This is a genomic window from Roseobacter sp. HKCCA0434, assembly GCF_032464675.1.
GTDB lineage: Bacteria > Pseudomonadota > Alphaproteobacteria > Rhodobacterales > Rhodobacteraceae > Pontivivens.
The window spans coordinates 12,811-38,500 of sequence record NZ_JAWDKL010000013.1 but is presented as its reverse complement, the minus strand read 5'-3'; the positions used below and the strand labels follow the sequence as shown (position 1 = coordinate 38,500).

Genomic DNA, 25,690 nt, shown 5'->3' with positions numbered 1-25,690 from the left:
CCGCGCTGCCGAGACGGCTCCACGACGTGCGCTGAGGGTGACGAGGGACCTCACGCGCGTTCTATTGATCGAGGAACGACCGCAGCTTGCGGCTGCGCGACGGATGCTTGAGCTTGCGCAGCGCCTTCGCCTCGATCTGACGGATCCGCTCGCGCGTGACACTGAACTGCTGTCCGACTTCCTCGAGCGTGTGGTCGGTGTTCATCCCGATCCCGAACCGCATCCGCAAGACGCGTTCCTCGCGAGGGGTGAGGCTCGCCAGAACGCGGGTCGTCGTCTCCTTCAGATTGCCTTGGATTGCCGCATCCAGCGGCAGCATGGCGTTCTTGTCCTCGATGAAATCGCCGAGCTGGCTGTCCTCCTCGTCCCCGATCGGGGTTTCGAGGCTGATCGGCTCCTTGGCGATCTTCTGGACCTTGCGCACCTTGTCGAGCGGCATCTGCAGCTTTTCCGCCAGTTCCTCCGGCGTCGGCTCGCGGCCGATCTCGTGCAGCATCTGGCGCCCGGTCCGCACCAGCTTGTTGATCGTCTCGATCATGTGGACCGGGATGCGGATCGTGCGGGCCTGATCGGCGATCGAGCGCGTGATCGCCTGCCGGATCCACCAGGTTGCATAGGTCGAGAACTTGTAGCCGCGGCGATACTCGAACTTGTCCACAGCCTTCATCAGGCCGATGTTGCCCTCTTGAATCAGGTCGAGGAACTGCAGACCACGGTTCGTGTATTTCTTGGCGATGGAGATGACGAGGCGCAGGTTCGCCTCGACCATTTCCTTCTTGGCCTGCCGGGCTTCCTTCTCGCCCTTCTGGACCTGCTGGACGATCCGGCGGAATTCGGGAATGTCGACGCCGATATAGGTGCCGACTTCGCCCATCTCGGCGCGGATCGCTTCGACCTTCGCGCGATGAGTGCCCGCCAGCGTGGACCAGCCGCGCGCGTCCTTTTCGCCGACGCGGTCGAGCCATCCGGGCTCCAGCTCCGCGCCGCGATATTCCTCGATGAAATCCTTGCGGTTGATCCGGCTGAGATCGGCGAGCTTCACCATGTCGCTGTCGAGCGCCATGATCTTGCGGTTGATGCCGTAAATCTGGTCGACCAGCGCCTCGATGCGGTTGTTGTGCAGGTGAAGCGAATTGACCAGCTCCACGATTTCCGAGCGCAGGCGCTGGTAGTCGCGTTCCTGCGTCGAGGAGAACGACGCGCTCTCGTTGATCGCGGCGGACATGCGATCGTCCTGCATCTCGGCCAGTCGCGCGTAATCCTCGGCGATCCGATCGAGCGTCTCCAGCACCTGCGGCTTGAGCTGCGCTTCCATCGCGGCGAGCGACAGGTTGGCCTGCTCGTCCTCCTCGTCCTCGTCCTGCTCGCCGGCCTCGGCCTCGGGGGTCTTGGCCGCCTCGTCGCCCGCGGCCTCGACCTCCTCCTCCTCGTCATCCTCCATCGAGGCGCCGAAGGTGGTCTCGAGGTCGATCACGTCGCGCAGCATGATGTCCTCTTCCATCAGCTCTTCACGCCAGATCGTGATGGCCTGGAAGGTCAGGGGGCTTTCGCACAGCCCCAGAATCATGGTGTTGCGCCCAGCCTCGATCCGCTTGGCGATGGCGATTTCGCCCTCGCGGCTGAGAAGTTCGACCGAGCCCATCTCGCGCAGGTACATGCGCACCGGATCGTCGGTGCGATCCAGTGTCTCGTTGCTGGCGGTGGTGGTGGCGACCTCGCGGCTCGACGAGGTCTCGACTTCCTCGGGCTTCTTGCCGTCCTCGTCCTCGGCCTCCTCGGGCTCGATGACGTTGATGCCCATCTCCGAAAGCATGGCCATCACGTCCTCGATCTGCTCGGACGAGACCTGATCGGGGGGCATGACGGTGTTGAGTTCGTCATAGGTGATGTAGCCGCGCGATTTCGCGGTCGCGATCATCTTCTTCACGGCCGCCTGGCTCATGTCGAGCATGTTGCCCGCGCCGGTGTCCTGATCGTCGTCCTTGCGCTGCTCGACGTCGTTCGCCGCCATTCCGTCACTCCGTCCAACTGTCCGCAAAGAGGTCTTCCGCCCCTCCGCGTGGTCCGATGATTGCGATCATCCGACCATATCCCTTGCCCAGCGCTGCCGTCACAATTTCGTAACGAAACCGATTCGGGCGCGCGGCTCTACCGTTTCTTTATCCAGACCTCTTCAGCGATTAAACGCGAAAGATGGTCCGACAATTCCTGTTCGCCACCCTGTGACGTGCTTTCCTCGCCCGAAATACCTCGCAAGGCCCTGTCGCGGGCTATGCTCGCTTGCTTGAGGCGCCATGTGACGCCTTCATCGGCGACCCCGCCGAGATCCTGCTCGGCATCGCGGACCTCCTCCCAGATGCCCATGACGGCTACCTGTTTCGCCATCTCCTCCCGGATTGCAGCCTCCGCGAGCGCGCGATCGGCAGTGGGCTGAAGATGCGGTACCACCCGAACTGGCCCGAGCGCGCCCAAGCGATCCCGCGGGTCGAAGCCTAGCTCCGCGATCATCGCCGTCACCGCGTCGCCGGGCTGGTCATGTAGGGGCGAGCCGATCTGATGCAAGAGCTTGTCCCGGATGTCGGCGAGGTCGGCACATGTCAACGGGAGTGCTTCCAGGGCGGCCTCGAGCCTCAGCGCAATTTCGGGGTGGTTGAGACACCCTGCAAGGATTGCGCTCTCTCGCAGACGCGCCTCGTCCTGCATTGTCGCACCCGCCTTGGCTAGGAACGACGCCCGTGCCCCCGCACTGGCTGGTTCGGCCGCCCCTTTCGCGCGCCAGCCGCCACGCGGTGCAAACCCCTGCCGGGCGCGATTGCCGCCGAACAGATCCTGGCGCTTTTCCCGGAGAGCCGAGGTGTAGTGGCTGCGGATCGACGGGTCCTGAATGGTGCCGAGCAGCCTGCGCAGTTCCGCATCCAGAGCTGCGCGCCGCTCGGGGCTGTCGAACTGCTTGCCTTCCGTCTCCCTCTCCCACAGCAGATCGACCATCGGGCGCGCTTTGGCGAGTTGCGCTTCCATCGCCGCCGTCCCGCCCGCGCGGATCAGATCGTCCGGGTCCTGTCCTTCCGGCATCATGCAAAAGCGCAGCGACTTGCCCGGCACCAAAAGCGGCAGCGCGACGTCGATCAACCGCCGGGCCGCACGAATACCCGCCGCATCGCCGTCGAGCGCGATGACCGGCTCATCGGCGATACGCCACATCAATTGCAGCTGTCCTTCGGTGATCGCGGTTCCCAGCGGGGCGACCGCGTGGCCCAGACCCGCCTGCGCCAGCGCGATGACGTCCATGTAGCCTTCGGCGACGATCAACGCCTGCACCTTACCCGCCGCCTCCCGCGCGGGGCCATGATTGTAAAGCGCGCGCCCCTTGTCGAAGAGGGGTGTTTCCGGCCCGTTCAGGTACTTGGCCCGTGCGTTCGGATCCATCGCCCGCCCGCCCAGGCTGATCGCCCTCCCGCGCTGGTCGCGGATGGGAAAGACGATCCGGCCTCGGAAACGGTCGTAAACCTCGCCCCGATCCGACTTCGCGGCCATGCCGCTCGCCACGATATCTTCCGCGGAGATGCCCTTGCCGCGCAGATGATCGAACAGGACGGTCCGCTCGGACGGGGCGAAACCGATCTCGAAGCGGTCCAGCGTCGCGGCGCTCAGCCCGCGGCGGTCTAGATAGGCACGCGCTTCCGCCGCACGGCCGCCCGATAGCTGTGCGCGGTAGAACTTGACGGCGATCTCCACGATATCGGCCAGGCTCGCCCGCTCCTCCGCCTTCTTCGCGGCCGCAGGATCGCGCGCGGGCATCTGCATCCCGGCCTCGCGAGCGAGGATCTCGACCGCCTCCATGAAGCCGACATTTTCGGTCTCCTTCACGAAACCGATGGCGTCGCCCTTCGCGTGGCAGCCGAAGCAGTAGTAGAAGCCCTTCCGGTCATCGACATGGAACGACGCGGTCTTTTCCTGGTGGAACGGGCAGGGCGCCCACATGTCGCCCTTGGCGGCGTTCGATTTGCGATTGTCCCACGTCACCTTGCGCCCAACGACCTGCGACAGCGAGGTGCGGGCACGCAATTCGTCGAAGAATGAGGGTGGCAGACTCATCCGGGCAATATCCGCTTTCGGCGAGCCGAGGGCAAGGTCACCTGACCGCGCGATGCCGGTCCATCACCACGATCATCCAGCCCAGCATCACCCCGTTCAGACAGTGCCACAGCCAATGTGTTCCGAGAGGGATGGCCTCGCAGACCGCCGCATCCACCGAGCGGGCGGTCAGTGAGAGCGTAAGTATCCCCGCACCGATCAGGAGGCCCCGCCCGGTCGAGGGCGCCCGTCCGCGCAGCCATAGGCCATAGCCCGCGATCAACAGCAGAGTCGGAACATAGCCCTCGGACCCGTTCAGCCCGCCGGTCAGAACGCTGACGATACCAGAGACGATCGCCGTGAACGGAAAGAACAGGATGACGGCGAAGGCGCCGGCCCACCATGGCAGCCCAACCATCCGCACCGTCGCGAGATAGAGGTAGACGAGAATATAGAACATGATCGGCAGCACGTCCGCCACGCCCGCCCAGCGTGTCGCATGCGTATGGAACAGGAAGGATCCGATGCCGATGGCGGTCAGGATGACCAGCAGCAGGAGTGTACCGGGATCGCGTCTGTCGCGCAGCACGAACCACGCCACCATCGCCGCGATCAGGAAGGCGGCATTCGTCAGCGCATTCACCGGCTCGGACCAGTAGGACAGGTCCGTCCGCTCACAATAGTTGTCGACCTGCGCGGTCCACTCCATCTGTTCCTCCCGACGCTGCCAAACCCGCAGCATGAGGACACGAGGAGAGGACGCAATGAAAATCACCTGGCTGGGACACTCCGCCTTCCGCATCGAGATCGCCGACCAGGTCCTGCTGGTCGACCCCTGGCTTGAGGACAACCCGTCCTTCGCCGAGGCCGAACGGGAGCGGGCGATCCAAGGCGCGACCGCCATCCTGCTCAGCCACGGGCACGGCGACCACGCATCCGACGTGGTGAGCATCGCCAAGGAACTCGGCATTCCCGTCGCCGGCATCTTCGACCTGATGAATTGGTGGGAGGCGACCCACGGCATCGACACGATCGGCTTCAACAAAGGGGGCACGATCGAACTGGGTGGCGTAAAAGTCACGATGGTGAATGCGACCCATTCGTCGAGCATCTCGACCGATGACGGCCCGCGCTACGCGGGCGATTGCGCGGGCTTCATGATCGCTGGCGAGGGCAAGACGATCTACTTCTCCGGCGACACCGACGTGATGGCCGACATGGAGGTGTTCGAAGCGCTGCACCAGCCGCAGATCGGCATCCTGTGCGCGGGCGGCCATTTCACGATGGACATGACGCGCGCGACCTTCGCCGCGAAGATGTTCTTCAACTTCGACACGGTCATCCCGTGCCACTACCAGACCTTCGGTCTGCTCGAGCAATCGGCCGACGAGATGAAGAAGGGTCTGCCGGGCGTGAACGTCATCGAGGCGGAGGTGATGACGCCGATCGAGTTGTAGCGCGATCCAACTCACGCCTTTCCACCGCAGGACGGTGGCGGTAAACCTGCCTTTCAACCTGAAAGGAACCGCACATGGCGCTCAGCCGCGGCGAACAGCTACGTTACTGGGGGATCGCGGCGGCGATCTTCGTTTTGCTGCTATGGCTGCTGGGCGACACGCTGCTGCCTTTCCTGGTCGGCATGACTATCGCGTATTTCCTTGATCCCGTGGCGGATCGGCTTGAGCGGGCAGGGCTGTCGCGCCTCTGGGCGACGGTGGTCATCACCGCCGGCGTTCTGATGACCACGGTGCTGATCCTCGTCCTGTTGATCCCGGTCGTCATCGACCAGACCGAAGCGCTGATAGAGGCGGCGCCCGAATATGCCGAGACCTTGCGCGTGGCCCTATCCGAGCGGTTCCCGGATCTGCTGGAGGAGGGCTCGATGCTGCGCGACGCCATCGACAGCACGTCTGAGACGGTCCGCGCCCGGATCCCCGACATCGCCAACAGGATTCTGGCCTCCGGCCTCGCAGTATTCGACTTCTTCCTGCTGCTGGTGGTCGCGCCCGTTGTCGCCTTCTACATGCTGATGGATTGGGACCACATGATCGCCCGCATCGACGGCTGGCTTCCGCGGGAGCATCAGGACACGATCCGCGCGCTCGCCAGGCGCGTCGACGACGTGCTCGCGGGATTCGTGCGCGGGCAACTGACGGTCTGCCTGATCCTCGGCACGTTCTACGCCATCGCGTTGACGCTGATCGGCCTGCAATTCGGGCTGATCATCGGGCTCTTCGCAGGGCTGATCTCCTTCATCCCGTTCATCGGCTCTATCGTGGGGGGGGCGCTCTCGATCGGGGTCGCGCTGTTCCAGTTCTGGGACCAGCCGCTGTGGATCCTCGCTGTCGCGGCGGTCTTCGTCGGTGGCCAGACCGTCGAGGGCAATGTCCTGACGCCGAAGCTCGTGGGAGGCTCGGTCGGCCTGCATCCGGTCTGGCTGATGTTCGCGCTCGCCGCCTTCGGTGCGCTGATGGGCTTCACCGGGCTCCTGATCGCCGTGCCCGTCGCCGCGGTGATCGGCGTGCTGGCCCGGTTCGGGTTGGAAAAGTACATGCAGGGCCGTCTCTACCGCGGGTCGAAAGAGCCGGAGATCCGCGAGCCGTGACCGCCCGGCAACTCCCCCTCGACCTGCCGAGCCGCACGGCGCTCGACCGCGATGCGTTCTTCGTGTCGGAGAGCAACGCGACCGCCCTCGCGATGGTCGAGGACTGGCAATCCTGGCCGGGACGCAAGCTGGCCCTCTCCGGCCCTCCCGGCTCTGGCAAGACGCATCTCGCTCATGTCTGGGCCGAGCTATCGGGCGCGCGGATCGTGTCGATCGACGCTTTGACCGATGCCACCGTACCGAAACTCGCCCGCCACCATGCCGTCGCGGTGGAAGGTCTCGATGCGGTCGCGGAACTGCCCGATCCGCAGCCGGTGGAGGCGGCGCTGTTCCACCTGCACAACCTGCTTGCCGCGGATGGCGGGCATCTGCTGCTGACCGGACGCGGCGCGCCCTCGTCCTGGATCTTCGCGACTGCCGACCTCACCTCGCGCGTCCTCGCCGCCGGTCATGCTCCGATGGGCTCTCCCGACGACGCGCTAATCCAGGCCGTGATCGTCAAGATCGCGGCCGACCGCCAACTCGCGCTCGCGCCCAACGTGCCGAACTTCCTCGCGCATCGGCTGGAACGCTCGCTCGACACTGTCGCACGTGCGGTCGAGGCGCTCGACCGCGCCGCGTTGGCGGCCCACCGGCGCGTCAATACGGGTTTCGCACGCGAGGTGCTCGGCCTTTGAGCCGATCGGGGTCGGAGTGTATCCCGGACATCGGCCCGCCTCTGGGCAAGACCGCCCGCATGGGGTAGGAGACGCCCGACACCCCGAAGAGGATTTCCGATGGCCCGCTATCTCGTCACCTCCGCGATCCCCTACATCAACGGCATCAAGCACCTCGGCAACCTCGTCGGCTCCCAGCTGCCCTCGGATGTCTATGCACGCTACCTGCGCGGGCGCGGTCACGAAGTCATGCATATCTGCGCGACGGACGAGCATGGCTCCCCCGCGGAACTTGCTGCGCAAAAGGCCGGCAAGCCGGTGGCGGAGTACTGTGCCGAGATGCACGAGGTGCAGGCCGATCTCGCCCGCGGCTTCGACATGGCCTTCGACCATTTCGGCCGGTCTTCCAGCCCTCAGAACCACGAGTTGACGCAAGCCTTCGCGGCGGCGCTCGACGCGAACGGGCTGATTGCGAAGGTCACCGAGGAGCAGGTCTACTCGGTCACCGACGGCCGCTTCCTGCCCGACCGCTATATCGAGGGGACCTGTCCGAACTGCGGCTTCGACAGCGCGCGCGGCGACCAGTGCGACAACTGCACCAAGCAGCTCGACCCCACCGACCTGATCGAGCCACGGTCCACGATTTCCGGCGCCACGGATCTGGAGGTCCGTGAAACGGTGCACCTTCACTTGCGGCAAAGCCAGCTGAAAGGCGAACTCGCGGACTGGATCGAAAGCAAGCATGACTGGCCGGTCCTGACTACCTCAATCGCGAAGAAATGGCTCAACGACGGCGACGGGCTGCAGGATCGCGGCATCACCCGCGATCTCGACTGGGGCGTGCCGGTGCCGGGGCTGGAGGGCAAGGTCTTCTATGTCTGGTTCGACGCGCCCATCGCGTATATCGCCTCTACCGCTGAGAAATTCGAAGATTGGGAACGCTGGTGGCGCACCGACAAGGGGGCCGAGGACGTGACTTACGTTCAGTTCATGGGTAAGGACAACGTCCCCTTCCACACGCTGAGCTTCCCCGCCACGATCCTCGGTTCCGGCCAGCCGTGGAAGCTCGTAGACTACATCAAGTCGTTCAACTACCTGAATTACGAGGGGGGCCAGTTCTCCACCTCGCGCGGGCGCGGCGTGTTCATGGATCAGGCGCTCAGCGTGCTGCCGTCGGACTACTGGCGGTGGTGGCTGATGTCGAACGTGCCCGAGACGTCGGACAGCCAGTTCACTTGGGAGGCCTTCCAGCAGGGCGTGAACAAGGATCTCGCGGACGTGCTCGGCAACTTCGTCAGCCGCGTCACCAAGTTCTGCCGCTCGAAGTTCGGCGAGGAAGTGCCCGATGGTGCCTATGGCGAGGAAGAGCAGGCCCTGACCGAGGAACTCGCCCGTCGCGTCCGCCTCTACGAAGGGCATATGGAGGCGATGGAGTTCCGTAAGGCCACGGCGGAACTGCGCGCGATCTGGGTGGCCGGCAACGAGTACCTGCAGGAGACCGCACCCTGGGCCGTGTTCAAGACGGATCCCGCACGGGCCGCGGGGATCGTCCGCTTCGCGTTGAACCTCGCGCGCCTCTATGCGGTTCTGTCACGCCCCTTCATCCCGGCCGCTGCCGAAACCCTGCGCGCCGCCCTCGCCACGGATCTCGATTGGCCGTCCGACATGGGCGCGGCGCTCGATACACTCGAACCGGGCCATGCCTTCACTGTGCCCGACAACCTGTTCGCCAAGATCACCGACGAGCAGCGCGAGGACTGGCAGGAACGGTTCAAAGGGCGGTGATGTCGTTGGGGACGCTCGGCCTCGGCTGAGCGTCCCCCGTCGTTAGTTCAGGGTGCTCCGCTCATCGAGCCGAGCAGGACATCTCCGTTGGAGTCCACGATCTCCAAAACGCCGGCCAGCTCATTCGCCGATGGTCCATAGAATTGCATTTCCAGCGGTCCTGTCCGACCGACGGTAAAGTCGCTTGGGTTGCCGAAGCCTAGCCCGATTTCGGCGGTACCATTCACCGCGGACCCGACTATGTTGCCGCTCAACAGAATGGTGTTGAAGTCCGCTCTCGTGGTCGACGTTTCCGTCCCAGCAAACACGGCGCCCGTCATGGACGAGGTATTGAAGTCGACGTCCATTTCGACCAATCCCGATATTTCGAAAAGTTCAGCCGCAGATACGTCCGCACGCAAGCCAAGGAACTGCCCGTCGTAGAAGACGACACTGCTGCTCGATGTCGGGACGGCACTTGCGGGGGTCTGAAAGCCGGTATGGAAGACCGTGGCCACGCCGTCATCGCTGAGCTCATCGGATGCCAACGCAGCGATGCCGGCGATGGAGTAGTCGTCGATGACCGACAAACCCACCACGAAGGGTTCGCTGCTATTATCGGTGGCGTAGGCCGAGATGCCCATCGAACTGCCGCGATTGACCAGCTCGGCAGTTCCGAATTCGCGGGACTCGACTTGCAGCCTCGTAGGGGAGAGCACTTCGATATTGACGGGCGATCCGTCGCCACCATCGATGCTGAAAGTACCATTTCTGAGCCGTGCACTGCGTTGCGACAGGCCAAAGCGCGTGCCGATCGGCGCTGTGTCGATCGTCGGCGATGCTGATGTGGCAAACTGCGCCTGCGCGGAAGAGAAGCTGGAGCCACCTCCACCGCAGCCCACGAGTGATGACATGATGGCGGTGGCGCCGACCATGATCCGTACGTTCATATTTTCTGGCTTTCGTTATCTGGATTAAGTGCATGCCCCAAAATGGATATTCGCATACGCGCATCGCCTCTTATGTGATAATCCGCACAATCGCCGACCAAGTTCCGAATCTTTTCGCAGTCCCTCCGACGGCTTCCCGCTGGACCGCTCGGCAACACCCGTCTACCGATTGCGGATCACCAGACACGTCGAGAAATCTCCTCATGCCCGTCGCGCCTCCGTCCCTGAACCCCACGCCGACGACGCAGGCCGTCTCCGACAACCTGCGCGGTGTCGCGTGGATGTTGTTTTCCGTGCTGGCGGCCTCGGCCATGTCGGTTTCGGTGCGCTGGCTGGCCGATGGGCTCGACAGCCGGATGATCCTGATGCTGCGTGCCGGCGTGAGTTGCATGATCGTGCTCCCGTTGCTGATCGTGCCGCTGTTCTGGCGGCAGATGCGGTTCTCGCGACCGGGTCAGCACATCATCCGCGGCCTGCTGATCGCCTTCTCTACGCATCTGGGGTTCTACACCCTGGCGCATGTGCCGCTCGCCACGGCGACGGTGCTGTTCTTCACCGCGCCGATCTTCGCGGTCATCATCGCGGCGGTCTTGTTGGGGGAGAAGGTCGGCCCCCGGCGCTGGTCGGCGGTCGGGGCCGGATTCGTCGGGGCCGCGATCATCTTGCGGCCGGGGTTCGGCACGCTCGATCCCGCCATGCTGGCGGCGCTGGGGTCCTCCGTGCTCTTCGCCGCCGCCCTCAGCATGAGCCGGGGTCTCGCCCAGGCGGACGGCCCGCTCAGCGCGTTCGTGTCCTCCGTCTTCGTCACGGCCCTCGTCACCCTGCCGATCGCGGCACCGGTCTGGGAAATGCCCGCGAGCGTCGGGATGTGGGTCGCGGTCGCAGTGCTCGTCACGACGGGCGCGATGCGCAACGTCGGTGACATACAGGCCTACCGCTATGCGGATGCCGCGCTGTTGGCGCCGATCACCTACCTGCGGATCGTCGTCATCGGTGTTGCGGGCTACGCCCTGTTCGGCGAGGTCATCGACGGCCCGACCCTGGCGGGAACCGTCCTCATCGTCGGCTCGACCCTCTATATCGCGCACCGGGCCCGTATCCGAGGCGCGTCGAAGCGCTGACCCACCCGCCGTTGCGCCGCGCGGCGCCGCCGCATACCCTGCGCGCCGAACCATCCGGGGGCGAGAGATGAGCGAATCCACGTATCAGGTGCTGGCGCGCAAGTACCGCCCGGAGACCTTCGCCGACCTCATCGGGCAGGACGCGATGGTCCGCACGCTGCGTAATGCGTTCGAGGCCGACCGGATCGCCCATGCCTTCCTGATGACCGGCATCCGCGGGACCGGAAAGACCACGACGGCGCGCATCATCGCGAAGGGCCTCAACTGCATCGGACCAGACGGGCAGGGTGGCCCGACCACCCAACCCTGCGGCGTGTGCGAGCCGTGCGTGGCGATCTCCGAAGGGCGCTATGTCGACGTGATGGAGATGGACGCCGCTTCCCGCACCGGGGTGGGCGACATCCGCGAAATCATCGACTCCGTCCGCTACCGCGCAGCCTCGGCCCGCTACAAGGTCTACATCATCGACGAGGTGCACATGCTCAGCACCTCGGCCTTCAACGCGCTCCTGAAGACGCTGGAGGAGCCGCCCGAGCATGTGAAATTCATCTTCGCCACGACGGAGATCCGCAAGGTTCCGGTCACGGTGCTCAGCCGCTGCCAGCGCTTCGACCTGCGCCGGATGGAGCCGGAGGAAACCATCCGCTACCTGGGCGAGATCGCGGCGAAGGAAGGGGCCGAGGTCGCGCAGGATGCGCTCGCCCTCATCACCCGCGCAGCCGAAGGTTCGATGCGTGACGCGCTGTCCCTTCTGGACCAGGCGATCGCCCACGGGGCGGGGGAGACCACAGCCGATCAAGTGCGTGCCATGCTCGGCCTTGCCGATCGTGGGCGCGTGCTCGATCTGTTCGAGCGCATAATGCGTGGCGACGCGGCGGGCGCGTTGTCCGAACTGTCCTCTCAGTATGCTGCCGGGGTCGATCCGCTCGCGGTCATCCGCGACCTGGCCGAGGTCACGCACTGGATCAGCGTCGTGAAGATCAGCGCGGAGGCGGCGGAGGATCCCACGGTCTCCCCCGACGAGCGTGCGCGCGGGCTGGAGATGGCGGAGGCGCTGCCGATGCGGGCCCTGTCACGCGCCTGGCAGATGCTGATCAAGGCGCTGGAGGAGGTGGCCGCCGCACCGAATGCCATGATGGCCGCCGAAATGGCGATCATCCGGCTGACCCACGTGGCCGATCTGCCTAGTCCCGAGGAACTCGTCCGCAAGCTGCAGGATCAGAAAGGCCTTTCGGCGCAGGGATCGGGTGCACCCCAGCAAGCCGGATCGGGCGGTGCGACGGCTCGCATGCGCCTGGCCGGCGGAGCCGAGGCGGTCGCCCGCCCTGTTCCGGTCGAAGCGCCTGCCGAGGATCCGCTCGGCCGCTATGCCGCGTTCGACGATGTGGTCGCCCTGATCCGAAAGCGGCGCGACATGCAACTGCTCGTCGATGTCGAACGACACGTAAAGCTGGCGCGCTACACCCCCGGTCGTATCGAATTCGAGCCGACCTCCGACGCGCCCCCGAAGCTCGCCGCGACGCTCGCGCAGCGCCTGTCGAGTTGGACCGGCAGCCGCTGGGCGGTGACGATCGTGTCCGAAGGCGGCGCACGAACGCTCGACGAGGTGCGGCAGGAGCAGGCCAACGACATGGAGGCCCAGGCGCGCCGTCATCCGCTCGTCGACGCGGCCCTCGCGATGTTCCCCGGTGCGCAGATGCGCGTCATCCCGCCCGAGATCGAGACCGACGCGAATGCCGATATCGTGCCGATCGACCCGGACGAGATCGAGAATGATTGGGACCCGTTCGACTGATCGACACCGTCTGGCTGCGTCCGGGGCCGATTTTCCATCTTGAGGCAGCGTGAACGTGGCTTCGGAAGGCGTCGATCTGTCCAAGACCGTCTCCCCTTGCGGAATTAGAGCTAGGCGATGGCGCTGTTGCGGTGCAACATCGCACTTGCAGCAACAATTTGATCGCCATTCGATCCTCGCTACAGGAGACTTCCATGCGTTTGGCCGCGACCCTCACCGCTATTATTGCACTCGCAACTGCAGCGGCCGCGCAGGGGGAGGCGCCAGCCGCGGACCCGGTGACGGTGGAGGTGGCGACCTTGCGCGTCAACATCGCCGGCCGCCAGCGTATGTTGTCACAGCGGATGACGAAGGCGGCGTGCTTGGGCGCTGTCCTTGGTGACGCCACCTATGCCGATCAACGCAATGCGGCATACGAGCTATTCGGTCATTCGGACCTCGCGCTGAGAGAGGGCAGCGAGGATCTGGGCCTTCCGGCCGAGCGCTATAACGTCGTGCTTGGGGCTTTGCGGGAGATCGACGCCGAATGGGCGGCGTATCGTCGCGCTCTTGCTTCGATCGAAGAAGTCGATGCACCCAGCATGGCCCTGCTCGATCTCGATGCGATGTCGCTGGAACTGCTGCGGGACATGAACGCCGCCGTGAACACCACGGCGCGTGCCTACGGCTCGGCCGGTCCGCAATTGCCTCTCGCACTGACGATCACCGTCGACGTGGCGGGCCGCCAGCGGATGCTGACCCAGAAAGCGGTCAAGGAAGCCTGCCTCATGCGTGTCGCCTCCGATCCGCAGGTTCAGGCGCAGTCGCTCGCGACGACGATGTCGATCTTCGAGGCATCCCTCGCGGCGCTGCAGCAAGGCTTCCCCGATGCGGGCGTCTTGCCGGAACCGAACGAGGCTATCGCGGATCAACTCGCCTTGGTGGCCGAACTCTACACGCCGATGCAGGATCTCCTGCTGCGGGCGCGCGGGGGCGAGGTCCTGTCGGACACGGATCTGGCGGAGCTGTCGGCCCTTTCCGAGCCGGTTCTGATCGAGATGAACCGCGCGGTCGGCATGTACGAGGATGTGGATCCCGCCGTGGTGCTCGGCCTTCTGAACTGACGGGCGCGACACGGCGCGCGGTTGCGGCCTGCGGGCGCGGTTGATAGAGCGGTTGCAAACCGCAGGACAGACCGCCCGATGACCGATACCACCTCAGATCGCGCCGCCGCGACCCGGCTGTCGCCGATCCGCGGGCTCGCTCCCTTCCTCGCACCCTACCGCCTCTGGATCGCGGGCGCCGCGGCGGCGCTGGTCGCGACCGCGACCCTGACTTTAATCCTGCCACTGGCGGTCCGGCGGGTGATCGACAATTTCCTCGGCGACGATGTCGGTGCGATGGATGCGTATTTCGGCGCGGCCCTCGTCATCGTGGCCTTGCTCGCGGTCGGCACGGCGATCCGCTACATGCTCGTGACGCTGATCGGCGAGCGGGTGGTCGCGGACATCCGCCGTGCCGTCTACGACCGGGTCATCGGCCTGTCGCCGACCTTCTACGAACGTCTGATGACGGGGGAGGTGCTGAGCCGCCTGACGACCGACACCACGCTGATCCTGTCCGTCGTCTCGTCGTCGGTCTCCGTCGCGCTGCGCAACGTGCTGACGCTCGCGGGCGGTCTGGTAATGATGCTCTGGACCTCGCCCAAGCTGACGCTGGCCGTGCTGGTGGTCGTGCCCCTGGTCATCCTTCCCATCGTACTGCTGGGGCGCCGCTTGCGCGGGCTCAGCCGCGAGAATCAGGACCGCATCGCCGACAGCTCCGCCCAGGCGAGCGAGACTCTTATGGCGGCCCAGACCGTGCAGGCCTACACGCATGAGGCAGTCAGCCGAAATGCCTTCGGTGCCCTGACCGAAGCCGCTTACGATTCCGCCCGACGGCGCGTGAAGGTGCGCGCGGCGATGACGGCCATCGTCATCTTCCTGATCTTCAGCGGCGTGGTCGGCGTGCTGTGGCTGGGCGCGCGCGACGTCCGGGCCGATCTGATGACCCCCGGCACGCTGGTGCAGTTCCTGATCTACGCCATTCTCGTCGCCGGGGCAGTCGGCGCGCTCAGCGAGATCTGGGGCGAGCTGATGCGCGCCGCCGGGGCGACGGAACGCCTCGTGGAACTGCTGCAGACGAAGGACCCCATCGTCGATGCCAGTCCTCCCGCGGACCTGCCGGCCCCGAACGGAGCCGTCGCGTTCGAGAACGTCTCCTTCCGCTATCCCGCGCGCCCCAGCGTGGCCGCGCTCGACGATGTCACCTTGCGCATCGCACCGGGAGAGACGGTCGCGATCGTCGGGCCGTCCGGGGCCGGCAAGACCACGATCTTCCAGCTTCTCCTGCGTTTCTACGATCCCGATGCGGGGCGTGTCCTGCTCGATGGCGCGGATATTTCGACCCTCGACCGAGCCGCGATGCGCGCGCGCTTCGCCCTCGTTCCGCAGGACCCGGTGATCTTTGCAGCCTCGGCCCGCGACAACATCCGTTTCGGTCGACCGGGTGCCACCGATGCCGAGGTCGAGGAGGCCGCTCGCGCGGCCGCCGCGCATGATTTCCTGACCGCCTTGCCCGAGGGTTACGACACCTATGTAGGCGAGCGTGGCGTGATGCTCTCGGGCGGACAGAAACAGCGCATCGCAATAGCCCGCGCCATCCTGCGCGACGCGCCGGTGCTGCTGCTCGACGAGGCGACCTCGGCACTCGATGCCCAGTCGGAGAGGGCGGTCCAGCAGGCGGTAGAGACCCTGTCCGAAGGCCGCACCACCCTGGTCATCGCGCACCGGCTCGCCACCGTGAAGAAGGCCGACCGCATCGTCGTCATGGAAGCCGGGCGCATCGCGGCCATCGGTACGCACGAGGAACTGATGACCGAGGACGGGCTCTACGCGCAGCTTGCGAACCTGCAATTCACCGGGGGCGCCTGAACGGCGCGTCACCGCGCGAAGCGAACCTTCCGCCAAGCGTGCATTTTGACGCCGCGTCTGGCTTGTGTCACCGTCGGCCCTGCGCATTCTGCACCGCAACGACGGATGCCCGCACGGACAAGCGGGCCGGATTTCAGGGAGGGACGGCTCATGGCCGACATGGCGACGCTCGCCGACAAGATCGCGATCGAACAGGAAATGCCGGTGACGGAGCGTTGGACGGCCAAGACCGTCTACGAGCAGCTTTCGGACACCGCCCGCAAGCATGGCGACCGCGCGGCGATGACCTTCCAGATCAAGTCCGGCCCGAAGGACAAGGCCGAGACCCTGACCTGGAAGCAGATGCATGCCCGCGTCACCCAGGCGGCCAATCTCTTCCGCAAGCTCGGGGTCGGCGATGACGATGTCGTGGCCTACCTGCTGCCCAACGCCAACGAGACCGCCATCGCGCTGCTCGGCGGTGCGACCGCGGGAATCGTGAACCCGGTCAACCCACTGCTGGAGCCGGAAAAGATCGCCTCGATCCTGCGCGACACGAAGGCGAAGGTCCTCGTTACCCTCGCGCCGATGCCCAAGACCAACGTGGCCGAGCTCGCCGCACTCGCCGCGGCGCAGGCCCCGAATGTCGAACATATCCTCGAGGTCGACCTCACCCGCTACCTCACGCCGCCGACCTCCTGGATCGCCAAGATGATCCGGCCCAAGAAGACCGGCGGGCACCGCGCCACGGTGCTGAACTTCAATACCGAGATGGACAAGATGAACGCCGGCGCGCTCGACTTCACCGAGCGGGACGACGATCCGGTCGGCGCCTATTTCCACACCGGTGGCACGACAGGCATGCCCAAGATCGCCCAGCACCGCCATTCGGGCATGATCTACAACGGCTGGGTCTCCAACGAGATCCTGTTCACCGAGAAGGATGTCCTGCTGGCCCCGATGCCGCTGTTCCACGTCTTCGCGGCCTATCCGATCCTGATGACCGCCGTGGTCTCGGGCGCACACATGGTCATGCCGACGCCGCAGGGCTATCGCGGCGACGGCGTGTTCGACAATTTCTGGAAGCTGGTGGAGCGCTACAAGGCGACCTTCATGGTGACCGTGCCGACCGCGGCCGCTGCGCTGATGCAGCGCAAGGTGGACGCGGACGTGTCGTCGCTGACCTATGCGCTTTGCGGTTCCGCCCCGCTGCCGGTCGAGCTGTTTCGCCGGTTCGAGGAGGCAACGGGCGTGCGTATCCTCGAAGGCTACGGCATGACCGAAGCGACTTGCCTGATTTCCTGCAACCCCGCGACGGGCGAGCGCAAGATCGGCTCGGTCGGCTTGCCCTTCCCCTACACGGACGTGAAGATCCTCGACTGCGCCCCCGATGGCTCGATCAACAAGGAATGCGGCACCGACGAGGTGGGCGAGATCTGCGTGTCGAACCCCGGCGTCTCGATCGGCTCGACCTATACCGAAGCGGCCAAGAACAACGGGCTCTTCGCGGGCGATTACCTGCGCACCGGCGATCTGGGCCGCATCGACGCGGACGGATTCGTCTGGATCACGGGCCGGGCCAAGGACCTGATCATCCGCGGTGGCCACAACATCGACCCCGCCATCATCGAGGAGGCGTTGGCCGGCCACAAGGACGTCGCCTTCTGCGGCGCGATCGGTCAGCCCGACGCGCATGCGGGCGAGCTTCCCGCCGCCTATGTCGAACTTGTCGACGGGGCGAGCGTGACCGAGGACGCGCTCATGTCCTATGCCGAGGAGCATATCGGCGAGCGGGCAGCGATCCCGAAATATCTGGAGATTATGGACGAACTGCCCAAGACGGCGGTCGGCAAGATCTTCAAGCCCGATCTGCGCCGCTCCGCCATCACGCGGATCTACGACAAGGCCCTGCGCGACGCGGGTGTCCAGGCCCACGTGACCGAGGTGGTCGAGGACAAGAAGCGCGGCCTCGTCGCGATCCTCGTCGCGGACGATGCCTCGATCACCGATGACGGTGTGAACGCGGTGCTCGGCAGCTACTCGCGCCCCTGGCAATGGGCCGACTGATCCGCTGAATTGGCTATGATGCGATACGACGCCCGTCCCTTGGAAAGAGGGGCGGGCGTTCCGCTATCGAACGGCACGACGATGCGATGATCAGCAGCGGTGCACATGCAGCCGATGCGGATCCTGCAGATCGAGATAATCGTATGTTGGGATGGTGGTGCTGCCGGTGAGATTTGAACTCACGACCTCTCCATTACCAATGGAGTGCTCTACCCCTGAGCCACGGCAGCCCCGTGGCGCGTCTTTTAGCTGATTCACCTTCCGGCGCAACCCCAATCTGGACCATGTGCAGCATCCGACTTATGTCAGCGCCATGACGCGGAGAGATGGCGACGAAAAGGGCGACAAGACGCCTGCCGAGGCGCGGGCCGAACGGCTCGCGGCGCAGCTTCGCGCCAATCTCCAGCGGCGCAAGGCACAGGGCCGTGCGCGCAAGGACAGGTCCGCCGAGGCGGACGAGACCGAGGATTGAGGGGCAGAACCGAATGGACAAGATTATCGTGAAGGGCGGCAACAAGCTGCAGGGACGCATCCCGATCGCGGGGGCGAAGAACGCGTGCCTGACGCTGATGCCCGCGGCTCTGCTGACGGCGGAGCCGCTGACGCTGACCAATGCGCCGCGCCTCAGCGATATCCGCACCATGACCGAACTGCTCGAATCCCTCGGCTGCGAGGTTGCGCGCCTGCAGGACGGCCAGGTTCTGGCGATGGGCTGCAAGCAGATCACCAACCACACCGCCGAATACGATATCGTGCGCAAGATGCGCGCCTCGATCCTCGTGCTTGGCCCCATGCTCGCACGCGACGGCCATGCCACGGTCAGCCTGCCGGGTGGCTGCGCGATCGGCGCGCGTCCCGTCGATCTGCACCTCAAGGCGCTGGAGGCGATGGGGGCCGAGATCGAGCTGCGCGACGGCTATGTCCACGCCAAGGTCGACGGCCGCCTCAAGGGCGCCGAGTTCGAGTTCCCCGTCGTCTCCGTCGGCGCGACCGAAAACGCGCTCATGGCCGCCACGCTGGCCGAGGGCACGACCGTTCTCAAGAACGCGGCGCGCGAGCCCGAGATCGTTGATCTCGCCGATTGCCTTATTGCAATGGGCGCGAAGATCGAGGGCGCCGAGACGGGCACCATCACCATCCACGGCGTCGAGAAACTGCACGGTGCGACGCACCGCGTCGTCACCGACCGGATCGAGCTCGGCACCTACATGCTCGCCCCCGTTATGACCGGCGGCTCGGTCGAATTGATCGGCGGACGCCGCGACCTCGTGGGCGCGTTCGCAGACAAGCTCGAGGAAGCCGGGGTCGAGGTCGAGGAGACCGAGGACGGCCTGCGCGTCACCCGCAACGGGGCGGGGCTCAAGCCGCTCCATGTCGTGACCGAACCCTATCCCGGCTTCCCTACCGACCTTCAGGCGCAGATGATGGCGATGCTGATGCTCGCGGACGGGGAGAGCGTGCTCGAGGAAAAAATCTTCGAGAACCGCTTCATGCACGCGCCCGAACTGCAGCGCATGGGCGCCAACATCGTCGTGCGCGGCGGTACCGCACATGTTCATGGCGGCACGCCTCTGAAGGGTGCGAAGGTGATGGCGACCGACCTGCGCGCCTCGGTCTCCCTGATCCTGGCCGGTCTCGCGGCGGAGGGAGAGACGAGCGTCAGCCGCGTCTACCACCTCGATCGCGGCTACGAGAACGTGGTCGAGAAGCTGTCGGCCTGCGGCGCCGACATCAAGCGGGTCGACGAATGAGCGAAGACGCGAAATTTGAGGATGGCGGCGAGGCGCCCTTGCGTATCCTCGCCGCCGACGAGGAGGATCTGCGCGTGGTGTCGGCGCTCTGCCAGGACGCCGTGGCCCAGACCTCCGAGATGTCGTGGAAGCGGTCGCGCCGCGAGTTCGCGCTGCTGCTCAACCGGTTCCGCTGGGAATACCATGCCGACCGGCCGGGCCAACCTGCCGAGCGGGTGCAGTCCACGCTGGTCGTCGATGACGTGACGCGCGTGCGTGCGAACGGCGTCGATCCCGCCGACAAGGAACTCGTCCTGTCGATCCTGTCGCTGGGCTGGACCCCGGCGGAGGACGGGCAGGGGACACTGACCCTGCTGCTGGCGGGCGATGGCGAGATCGCTCTGGAGGTGGAAAGCCTGAACATCACGCTCACCGACGTGACCCGCCCCTATCTCGCTCCGTCGCGCAAGGTTCCCGACCACGACACTTGAGGCCGCGCCGGGGCCGCGCTAATCCCGGCGGGTAGCCAGACGAGAGCGCCGATGCCCCTGTTCCTCGACTCCACCGATCCCGATTTCGAAACCCGCTTCACTGCCCTTCTCGGCATGAAGCGGGAGGCCGACGCCGATGTCGACGACGCCGTGGCCGCCATCATCGCCGATGTGCGCTCTCGCGGCGATGCCGCCCTCGTGGACTACACCGCCCGCTTCGACCGGCTCGAACTGGACCCCGAGGGCCTCGCGTTCACGCGCGACGAGATCGAGACGGCCATCGCCGACGTGCCCGCCGACGAGCGCGCGGCCCTCGAACTCGCCGCCGTACGTATCCGTGCGTATCACGAACGCCAGCGCCCCGAAGATGCGCGCTGGACGGATGAGAGTGGGGCGGAGCTTGGCTGGCGATGGACGCCGGTCTCCGCCGCGGGGCTCTACGTGCCGGGCGGTCTCGCCTCCTACCCCTCCTCCGTGTTGATGAACGCGATCCCGGCTCAGGTGGCTGGGGTGGAGCGTCTGTGCATCTGCTGCCCGACACCGGACGGAGCGGTCAATCCGCTGGTCCTGCTCGCCGCCCGCCTGGCAGGGGTGGACGAGATCTACCGCATCGGCGGCGCGCAGGCCGTGGCCGCGATGGCCTACGGCACAGACAGCATCGCCCCGGTGGACAAGATCACCGGGCCGGGCAATGCCTTCGTCGCGGCGGCGAAGCGCCGGGTGTTTGGCCAGGTCGGCATCGACATGATCGCGGGGCCGTCAGAGATCCTCGTGATCGCCGATGCGGACAATGACCCCGACTGGATCGCCGTCGACCTGCTGAGCCAAGCCGAACATGACGAGAGCGCCCAGTCCATCCTGATCACCGATGACGCCGCTTTCGGTCAGTCCGTGGCGCAGGCGGTGGCCAAGCGGCTTGAAACGCTCCACCGCCGCGCCATCGCGGGCAAAAGCTGGGCGGATTTCGGCGCCATCGTCACCGTCCGCGACCTCGACGAGGCCGTCCGCCTGTCCGACCGAATCGCGCCCGAACACCTTGAGATCGCTTGCGCCGACGCCGACGCGGTCGCCGACAGGATCCGCCATGCAGGCGCGATCTTTATCGGATCGTGGACGCCAGAGGCGATCGGCGACTATGTGGGCGGGCCGAACCACGTCCTGCCGACCGCCCGCTCTGCCCGCTTCTCATCCGGTCTCTCCGTCCTCGATTTCATGAAGCGCACGACGCTCGCCCGCATGACCCCCGACGCGCTGGCCGCCATCGGCCCCGCGGCCGAAACCTTGGCGAAGTCCGAGAGCCTCGAGGCCCACGGCCACAGCGTCCGCGCCCGCCTCGAAAGGCTGAACCGATGACCCATCTCACCCATGTCGAACTCGACGATGCCGGGCTGCCGCCTCCCACGCCCGAGATCGAGCAGGAGCGGCGCGTCGCCCTGTTCGACCTGATGGAGCAGAACGAGTTCGCTCCCGCGGGCGCCGGCGACGGGCCGTTTCACCTGTTCCTGTCGATTCAGGACAAGCGGCTGGTGTTCGACGTCCGCACCGAAGGGGGGGAGCCGGTCGGGGCCTTCCATTTGTCCCTCAGCCCCTTCCGGCAGGTCATCAAGGATTACTTCCAGATCTGCGAGGCCTATTTCGACGCGGTCAAGCGCCTGCCGCCCGCGCAGATCGAGGCAATCGACATGGGCCGTCGCGGCATCCACGACGAAGGCAGCCGTATCCTGGCCGAGCGGCTCGAGGGCAAGGTCGTGACCGATCACGCCACGGCGCGGCGGCTCTTCACGCTGATCTGCGTACTGCATTTCAAGGGCTGATGGCCGATCGCCCCTCATCGGTGCTGTTCTGCTGCGATTACAACGCCGTGCGCTCACCGATGGCCGAGGCGCTGATGAAGGACCGTTTCGGGCGGGAGATCTACGTGCAGTCCGCGGGCGTGCACCACGATCAGGAAATCGACGGCTTCGCCATCGCCGTCTGCGCCGAGATCGGGCTGGAGCTGTCGCGTCACCGGTCCCGGTCCTTCGAGGAGATGGCAGAGTGGGGCGACGATCTGGGGGCCTTCGACCTGATCGTCGCGCTGTCGCCCGCCAGCCTGCGGCACGCGCAGGAATTCACCCGCACCCGCGCGGTCGAGGTGCTGTACTGGCCGATCATGGACCCGACCGGATTGTCCGAGGTGCGCGAGGAAAAGCTTGGCCACTATCGCGCCGCGCGCGACCAGATCGCGGCGAGGATCGACGAGACTTTCGGCTGAAGGCGACCCCGACCGGACCCACGGGCGAGCCATGCTGGTACTGTCGTCGAATGCGAGTTGGATTAGTGGTGCGGAATTGCCGTGGGACACCCTTGCCAGATCGCGCCGACCCTGCGTTCACTATCCTCGAACGCGGAGGATCACCCCATGCCCTATGTCCAGGCCTTCCCGCTCGCCGTCCCGGAGGATCGCAAGGAGGACTATCGCAAGATGGCCGAAGAGTTCTGGCCTTACTTCCAGAAGCACGGTGCCATCTCCACCACCGAATGCTGGGAGGATGCCGTCGAGGACGGGCAGCACACCTCCTTCCCGATGGCGGTCAAGCGGCGGCCGGCAGAAAAGGTCGTCTTCTCGTGGATCCTCTGGCCCGACCGCGAAAGCTATGAAAAGGCCTTCGCCGCGATGATGCAGGATCCCGAACTTGAGGGTGTGGAGATGCCCTTCGATGGCGAACGCATGATGTGGGGCGGCTTCGAGCCGATCTTCGCGGCATGAGTTTCGAGATATGGCTGGCCTTCGCTGTCGCCTCCGCCGTGCTTGTCGCGATCCCCGGCCCAACGGTTGTGCTCGTCGTCAGCCTCGCTCTGGGGCAGGGGCGGCGATCCGCCTTCGCGACCGTGCCGGGTGTGGCACTGGGCGATCTGGTGGCGATGGTCGTCAGCCTCGCGGGCGCAGGCGCGATCCTCGCCGCGTCAGCCACGGCTTTCACCGTGCTCAAGCTCGCGGGTGCCGCCTATCTGGTCTGGCTCGGTATCGGACTCTGGCGCGCCCGTCCCAAAGCGATAGAGGCCCGTCCCGCCACCGGCCGCCGCTTGTTCCGCGACAGTTTCACCGTCACCGTTCTCAATCCGAAGGGCATCGTGTTCTTCATCGCCTTCGTGCCGCAATTCATCGACGCCGCGCGGCCCGTCCTGCCGCAGATGGCAATCCTGGTGGCGACCTTCGTGACGCTCGGCGCGCTCAACGCAGCGATCTGGGCGGTCGCGGCGGGCACGATGCGCGACCGACTGGCGGGCCTGCGCGCGCAAGCGATCATCGCGCGCGTCGGCGGTAGTTTCCTGATCCTGGCAGGCGCCGTGACCGCGCTGACCCGCCGCGCGGCGTAAGGCTTGATTCCCCGCACGTTTCGGCCCATATCCGGTCACGCGCGGGGTCGGCGACGATGCCGCGTGCACGGTTTTTCAATTCTGGAGAGAGCATGGCCAAGGAAGAGCTGCTTGAATTTCCCGGAGTCGTGACCGAGCTTCTGCCGAACGCGACGTTCCGGGTGAAGCTCGAAAACGGCCATGAGATCATCGCCCACACCGCGGGCAAGATGCGCAAGAACCGCATCCGCGTGCTGGCCGGTGACAAGGTACAGGTCGAGATGACCCCCTACGATCTGACGAAGGGTCGGATCAATTACCGCTTCAAGTGAGGCCGCGCGCGTGGAGGCACGCCCGCACCTGACCCTCGCTTCGGCCAGCCCCCGGCGGCGCGACCTGCTCGCGCAGATCGGGGTGGTGCCCGACGCGATCGTTCCCGCCGACATCGACGAGACGCCCGCGCGCGGAGAGCTGCCGCGCCCCTATGCCGGACGGCTTGCACGCGAAAAGGCTGCCGCCATCGAGGCGGATGGCCTGATCCTCGCCGCCGACACCGTCGTCAGCGCGGGTCGCCGCATCATGGGCAAGCCTGCTGATGCGCGGGAGGCAGCCAGATTCCTTACCCTGCTGGGCGGGCGGCGGCACCGCGTGACCACCGGTATCGCCCTGCGTCTTCCCGACGGCACCGTGCGCGACCGGACGGTGGAGACGGCGGTGAAGCTGAAGCGTCTGTCGCAGGACGAACTCGACGCCTATCTCGACAGTGGCGAGTGGCGTGGCAAGGCGGGCGGCTACGCCATCCAGGGGATCGGCGCGGCCTTCGTGCCGTGGATCTCCGGCAGCTATACCAATGTCGTGGGTCTGCCACTGACCGAGGTTGCGGGAATGCTCGCCGCCGCGGGCTATCCGCTGGACTACGCGGGACCGGCGGCATGAGGGGCACAACGATCGCCATAGAGGACAATCCGGACGGGCAGGGCCGCCGCGCGGCGCTGATCGTCGACGGCCAGCTCGACGATCTCTTGATCGACCCGCCGGGTGGCGAGGCGCTGGTTCCCGGTGCCATCGTGCGCGCGGTGATGAATCGCCCGATGAAGGGACAGGGGGCGGCCACCGTGCGCTTGCCCGACGGCGCGACCGGCTGGCTGCGCGAGGCGAAGGGGATTGCCCCCGGCACGCCGCTGACCGTGCAGATTTCTACCCATGCTGAGCCGGGCAAGGCCATTCCCGTCACGACGCGCCTCACGTTCAAGTCCCGCTTTGCCATCGTCACTCCTGGCGCGCCGGGTCTCAACGTCGCCCGCGCGATCCGTGACGAGGAGCTGCGCGACCGGCTCGACCTCCTGGCTCGCGACGGCATGGACGGGACCGAGGGCCTCGGCCTCGTCATCCGCTCCGCCGCCGAGGCCGCGTCCGAGGAGGAGGTCGCCGCCGACATCGCCGACATGCGCGCGCTGGCCGAGGCGATCTTGGCCGAAGATGGCCGCAGCCCGGAATTGCTGGTCGCCGGTCCCGACGCGGCGGAGCGGGCCTGGCGCGACTGGCCCGCGCCCGACACGGTCGACGACGTGCCCGGCGCCTTCGACCGCCACGGCGTGAACGACCAGATCGACGCCCTGCGCGCCCCGCGCGAAAGGCTGTCGAGCGGCGCATGGATGAGCGTCGAGCCGACCTCCGCACTCACGGCGGTCGACGTCAATACCGGCGGCGACACCTCGCCCGCCGCGGGGCTGAAGGCGACGCTCGCTGCCATCGGTGCCCTGCCGCGCGCCCTGCGCCTGCGCGGGCTCGGCGGGCAGATCGTCATCGACTGCGCGCCGATCACCAAGAAGCAGCGCATCGAGGTCGAGGCCGCCGCCCGCCGCGCCTTCAAACGCGACGCGGTCGATACGCAGTTCGTCGGCTGGACGCCGCTCGGCCATATCGAGCTGATCCGCAAGCGTGAGCGCCTGCCGCTACGGGAGGTCCTGCGATGAGTTGCCCGATCTGCGGTCGGCCCAAGCAGCCCGATTACCGCCCCTTCTGCTCGAAGCACTGCGCGGATGTCGACCTCTCCCGCTGGTTCGACGGCAGCTACGCCATCCCCGACGAAAGCGCCGAGGAGGCGGAGCAAACTCCACCGCAGCCGGTCTTTCGCGGAGACGACGTCTGAGCGCGATCGCGCACGC

Annotated in this window: 25 protein-coding genes and 1 tRNA gene; 21 read left to right on the top strand and 5 right to left on the bottom strand. The window is 66.1% G+C overall.

The window, feature by feature from the left end:
• Positions 1–61 precede the first annotated feature (61 nt).
• From rpoD to RX333_RS09575, 3 genes are all read right to left on the bottom strand, one after another.
• Complete coding sequence (gene rpoD, locus RX333_RS09585; protein WP_316014712.1) at positions 62–2,011, bottom strand: RNA polymerase sigma factor RpoD; 1,950 nt, start codon at positions 2,009–2,011, stop codon at positions 62–64.
• Between the two features lie 137 nt (positions 2,012–2,148).
• Positions 2,149–4,095, bottom strand: a complete 1,947-nt coding sequence (dnaG, locus tag RX333_RS09580; RefSeq protein WP_316014711.1) for a DNA primase — start codon at positions 4,093–4,095, stop codon at positions 2,149–2,151.
• Between the two features lie 37 nt (positions 4,096–4,132).
• Positions 4,133–4,783, bottom strand: a complete 651-nt coding sequence (locus tag RX333_RS09575; RefSeq protein WP_316014710.1) for a ceramidase domain-containing protein — start codon at positions 4,781–4,783, stop codon at positions 4,133–4,135.
• 55 nt (positions 4,784–4,838) lie between these two features.
• On the opposite strand from RX333_RS09575, the gene RX333_RS09570 reads away from it, so the two are divergent.
• The 4 genes from RX333_RS09570 to metG all read left to right on the top strand — a co-directional run bounded on the left by RX333_RS09570 (position 4,839) and on the right by metG (position 9,120).
• Complete coding sequence (locus tag RX333_RS09570; protein WP_316014709.1) at positions 4,839–5,531, top strand: metal-dependent hydrolase; 693 nt, start codon at positions 4,839–4,841, stop codon at positions 5,529–5,531.
• 74 nt (positions 5,532–5,605) lie between these two features.
• Positions 5,606–6,679, top strand: a complete 1,074-nt coding sequence (locus RX333_RS09565; RefSeq protein WP_316014708.1) for an AI-2E family transporter — start codon at positions 5,606–5,608, stop codon at positions 6,677–6,679.
• Positions 6,676–7,356 carry an HdaA/DnaA family protein gene (locus RX333_RS09560; RefSeq protein ID WP_316014707.1) on the top strand — a complete coding sequence of 227 codons (681 nt, stop codon included), beginning with the start codon at positions 6,676–6,678 and terminating at the stop codon, positions 7,354–7,356. Before RX333_RS09565 ends, RX333_RS09560 begins: the two co-directional genes overlap by 4 nt.
• Positions 7,357–7,455: 99 nt before the next feature.
• On the top strand, positions 7,456–9,120 hold the full coding sequence (gene metG / locus RX333_RS09555; RefSeq protein ID WP_316014706.1) for a methionine--tRNA ligase: 1,665 nt from the start codon (positions 7,456–7,458) through the stop codon (positions 9,118–9,120).
• A gap of 47 nt (positions 9,121–9,167) precedes the next feature.
• Here metG and RX333_RS09550 read toward each other — a convergent pair whose 3' ends face one another.
• Positions 9,168–10,049 carry a transferrin-binding protein-like solute binding protein gene (locus RX333_RS09550; RefSeq protein WP_316014705.1) on the bottom strand — a complete coding sequence of 294 codons (882 nt, stop codon included), beginning with the start codon at positions 10,047–10,049 and terminating at the stop codon, positions 9,168–9,170.
• A 203-nt stretch (positions 10,050–10,252) separates the two neighbouring features.
• Here RX333_RS09550 and RX333_RS09545 point away from each other — a divergent pair, with 203 nt between their 5' ends.
• From RX333_RS09545 to RX333_RS09525, 5 genes are all read left to right on the top strand, one after another.
• Positions 10,253–11,170: a DMT family transporter gene (locus tag RX333_RS09545; protein ID WP_316014704.1), complete on the top strand. Its 918-nt coding sequence runs from the start codon at positions 10,253–10,255 to the stop codon at positions 11,168–11,170.
• 67 nt (positions 11,171–11,237) lie between these two features.
• A complete protein-coding gene (locus RX333_RS09540) occupies positions 11,238–12,965 on the top strand; it encodes a DNA polymerase III subunit gamma/tau (protein ID WP_316014703.1) in 1,728 nt (575 codons plus the stop codon).
• A 194-nt stretch (positions 12,966–13,159) separates the two neighbouring features.
• Positions 13,160–14,068, top strand: a complete 909-nt coding sequence (locus tag RX333_RS09535) for a type IV pili methyl-accepting chemotaxis transducer N-terminal domain-containing protein (RefSeq protein ID WP_316014702.1) — start codon at positions 13,160–13,162, stop codon at positions 14,066–14,068.
• A 78-nt stretch (positions 14,069–14,146) separates the two neighbouring features.
• Positions 14,147–15,916 (top strand): ABC transporter transmembrane domain-containing protein, encoded by a 1,770-nt coding sequence (locus tag RX333_RS09530; RefSeq protein WP_316014701.1) that lies wholly within the window; start codon positions 14,147–14,149, stop codon positions 15,914–15,916.
• A gap of 150 nt (positions 15,917–16,066) precedes the next feature.
• Positions 16,067–17,962, top strand: a complete 1,896-nt coding sequence (locus RX333_RS09525) for an acyl-CoA synthetase (protein WP_316014700.1) — start codon at positions 16,067–16,069, stop codon at positions 17,960–17,962.
• A gap of 155 nt (positions 17,963–18,117) precedes the next feature.
• Here the strand turns inward: RX333_RS09525 and RX333_RS09520 are convergent.
• A tRNA-Thr gene (locus tag RX333_RS09520) sits at positions 18,118–18,192 on the bottom strand.
• 83 nt (positions 18,193–18,275) lie between these two features.
• On the opposite strand from RX333_RS09520, the gene RX333_RS09515 reads away from it, so the two are divergent.
• From RX333_RS09515 to RX333_RS09460, 12 genes are all read left to right on the top strand, one after another.
• On the top strand, positions 18,276–18,434 hold the full coding sequence (locus RX333_RS09515; RefSeq protein ID WP_316014699.1) for a hypothetical protein: 159 nt from the start codon (positions 18,276–18,278) through the stop codon (positions 18,432–18,434).
• Positions 18,435–18,447: 13 nt separating this feature from the next.
• A complete protein-coding gene (gene murA, locus RX333_RS09510) occupies positions 18,448–19,713 on the top strand; it encodes a UDP-N-acetylglucosamine 1-carboxyvinyltransferase (RefSeq protein ID WP_316014698.1) in 1,266 nt (421 codons plus the stop codon).
• On the top strand, positions 19,710–20,183 hold the full coding sequence (locus RX333_RS09505; RefSeq protein WP_316014697.1) for a DUF2948 family protein: 474 nt from the start codon (positions 19,710–19,712) through the stop codon (positions 20,181–20,183). Before murA ends, RX333_RS09505 begins: the two co-directional genes overlap by 4 nt.
• Before the next feature lie 51 nt (positions 20,184–20,234).
• Positions 20,235–21,536, top strand: coding sequence for a histidinol dehydrogenase (gene hisD / locus RX333_RS09500; RefSeq protein ID WP_316014696.1), 1,302 nt, complete (start codon positions 20,235–20,237; stop codon positions 21,534–21,536).
• Positions 21,533–21,997: a UPF0262 family protein gene (locus RX333_RS09495; RefSeq protein ID WP_316014695.1), complete on the top strand. Its 465-nt coding sequence runs from the start codon at positions 21,533–21,535 to the stop codon at positions 21,995–21,997. Before hisD ends, RX333_RS09495 begins: the two co-directional genes overlap by 4 nt.
• Complete coding sequence (locus RX333_RS09490; RefSeq protein WP_316014694.1) at positions 21,997–22,437, top strand: low molecular weight phosphatase family protein; 441 nt, start codon at positions 21,997–21,999, stop codon at positions 22,435–22,437. Before RX333_RS09495 ends, RX333_RS09490 begins: the two co-directional genes overlap by 1 nt.
• A gap of 147 nt (positions 22,438–22,584) precedes the next feature.
• Positions 22,585–22,932, top strand: a complete 348-nt coding sequence (locus tag RX333_RS09485) for a DUF1428 domain-containing protein (protein WP_316014693.1) — start codon at positions 22,585–22,587, stop codon at positions 22,930–22,932.
• Complete coding sequence (locus RX333_RS09480; protein ID WP_316014692.1) at positions 22,929–23,543, top strand: LysE family translocator; 615 nt, start codon at positions 22,929–22,931, stop codon at positions 23,541–23,543. Before RX333_RS09485 ends, RX333_RS09480 begins: the two co-directional genes overlap by 4 nt.
• 92 nt (positions 23,544–23,635) lie before the next feature.
• The gene (gene infA, locus RX333_RS09475) at positions 23,636–23,854 is read left to right on the top strand and encodes a translation initiation factor IF-1 (RefSeq protein WP_108782316.1); all 219 of its coding nucleotides are present in this window, start codon (positions 23,636–23,638) and stop codon (positions 23,852–23,854) included.
• 10 nt (positions 23,855–23,864) lie between these two features.
• On the top strand, positions 23,865–24,458 hold the full coding sequence (locus RX333_RS09470) for a Maf family protein (protein ID WP_316014691.1): 594 nt from the start codon (positions 23,865–23,867) through the stop codon (positions 24,456–24,458).
• Complete coding sequence (locus RX333_RS09465; protein ID WP_316014690.1) at positions 24,455–25,498, top strand: ribonuclease E/G; 1,044 nt, start codon at positions 24,455–24,457, stop codon at positions 25,496–25,498. The genes RX333_RS09470 and RX333_RS09465 overlap by 4 nt, the downstream gene beginning before the upstream one ends.
• On the top strand, positions 25,495–25,674 hold the full coding sequence (locus tag RX333_RS09460; RefSeq protein ID WP_316014689.1) for a DNA gyrase inhibitor YacG: 180 nt from the start codon (positions 25,495–25,497) through the stop codon (positions 25,672–25,674). The genes RX333_RS09465 and RX333_RS09460 overlap by 4 nt, the downstream gene beginning before the upstream one ends.
• Positions 25,675–25,690: the final 16 nt, after the last annotated feature.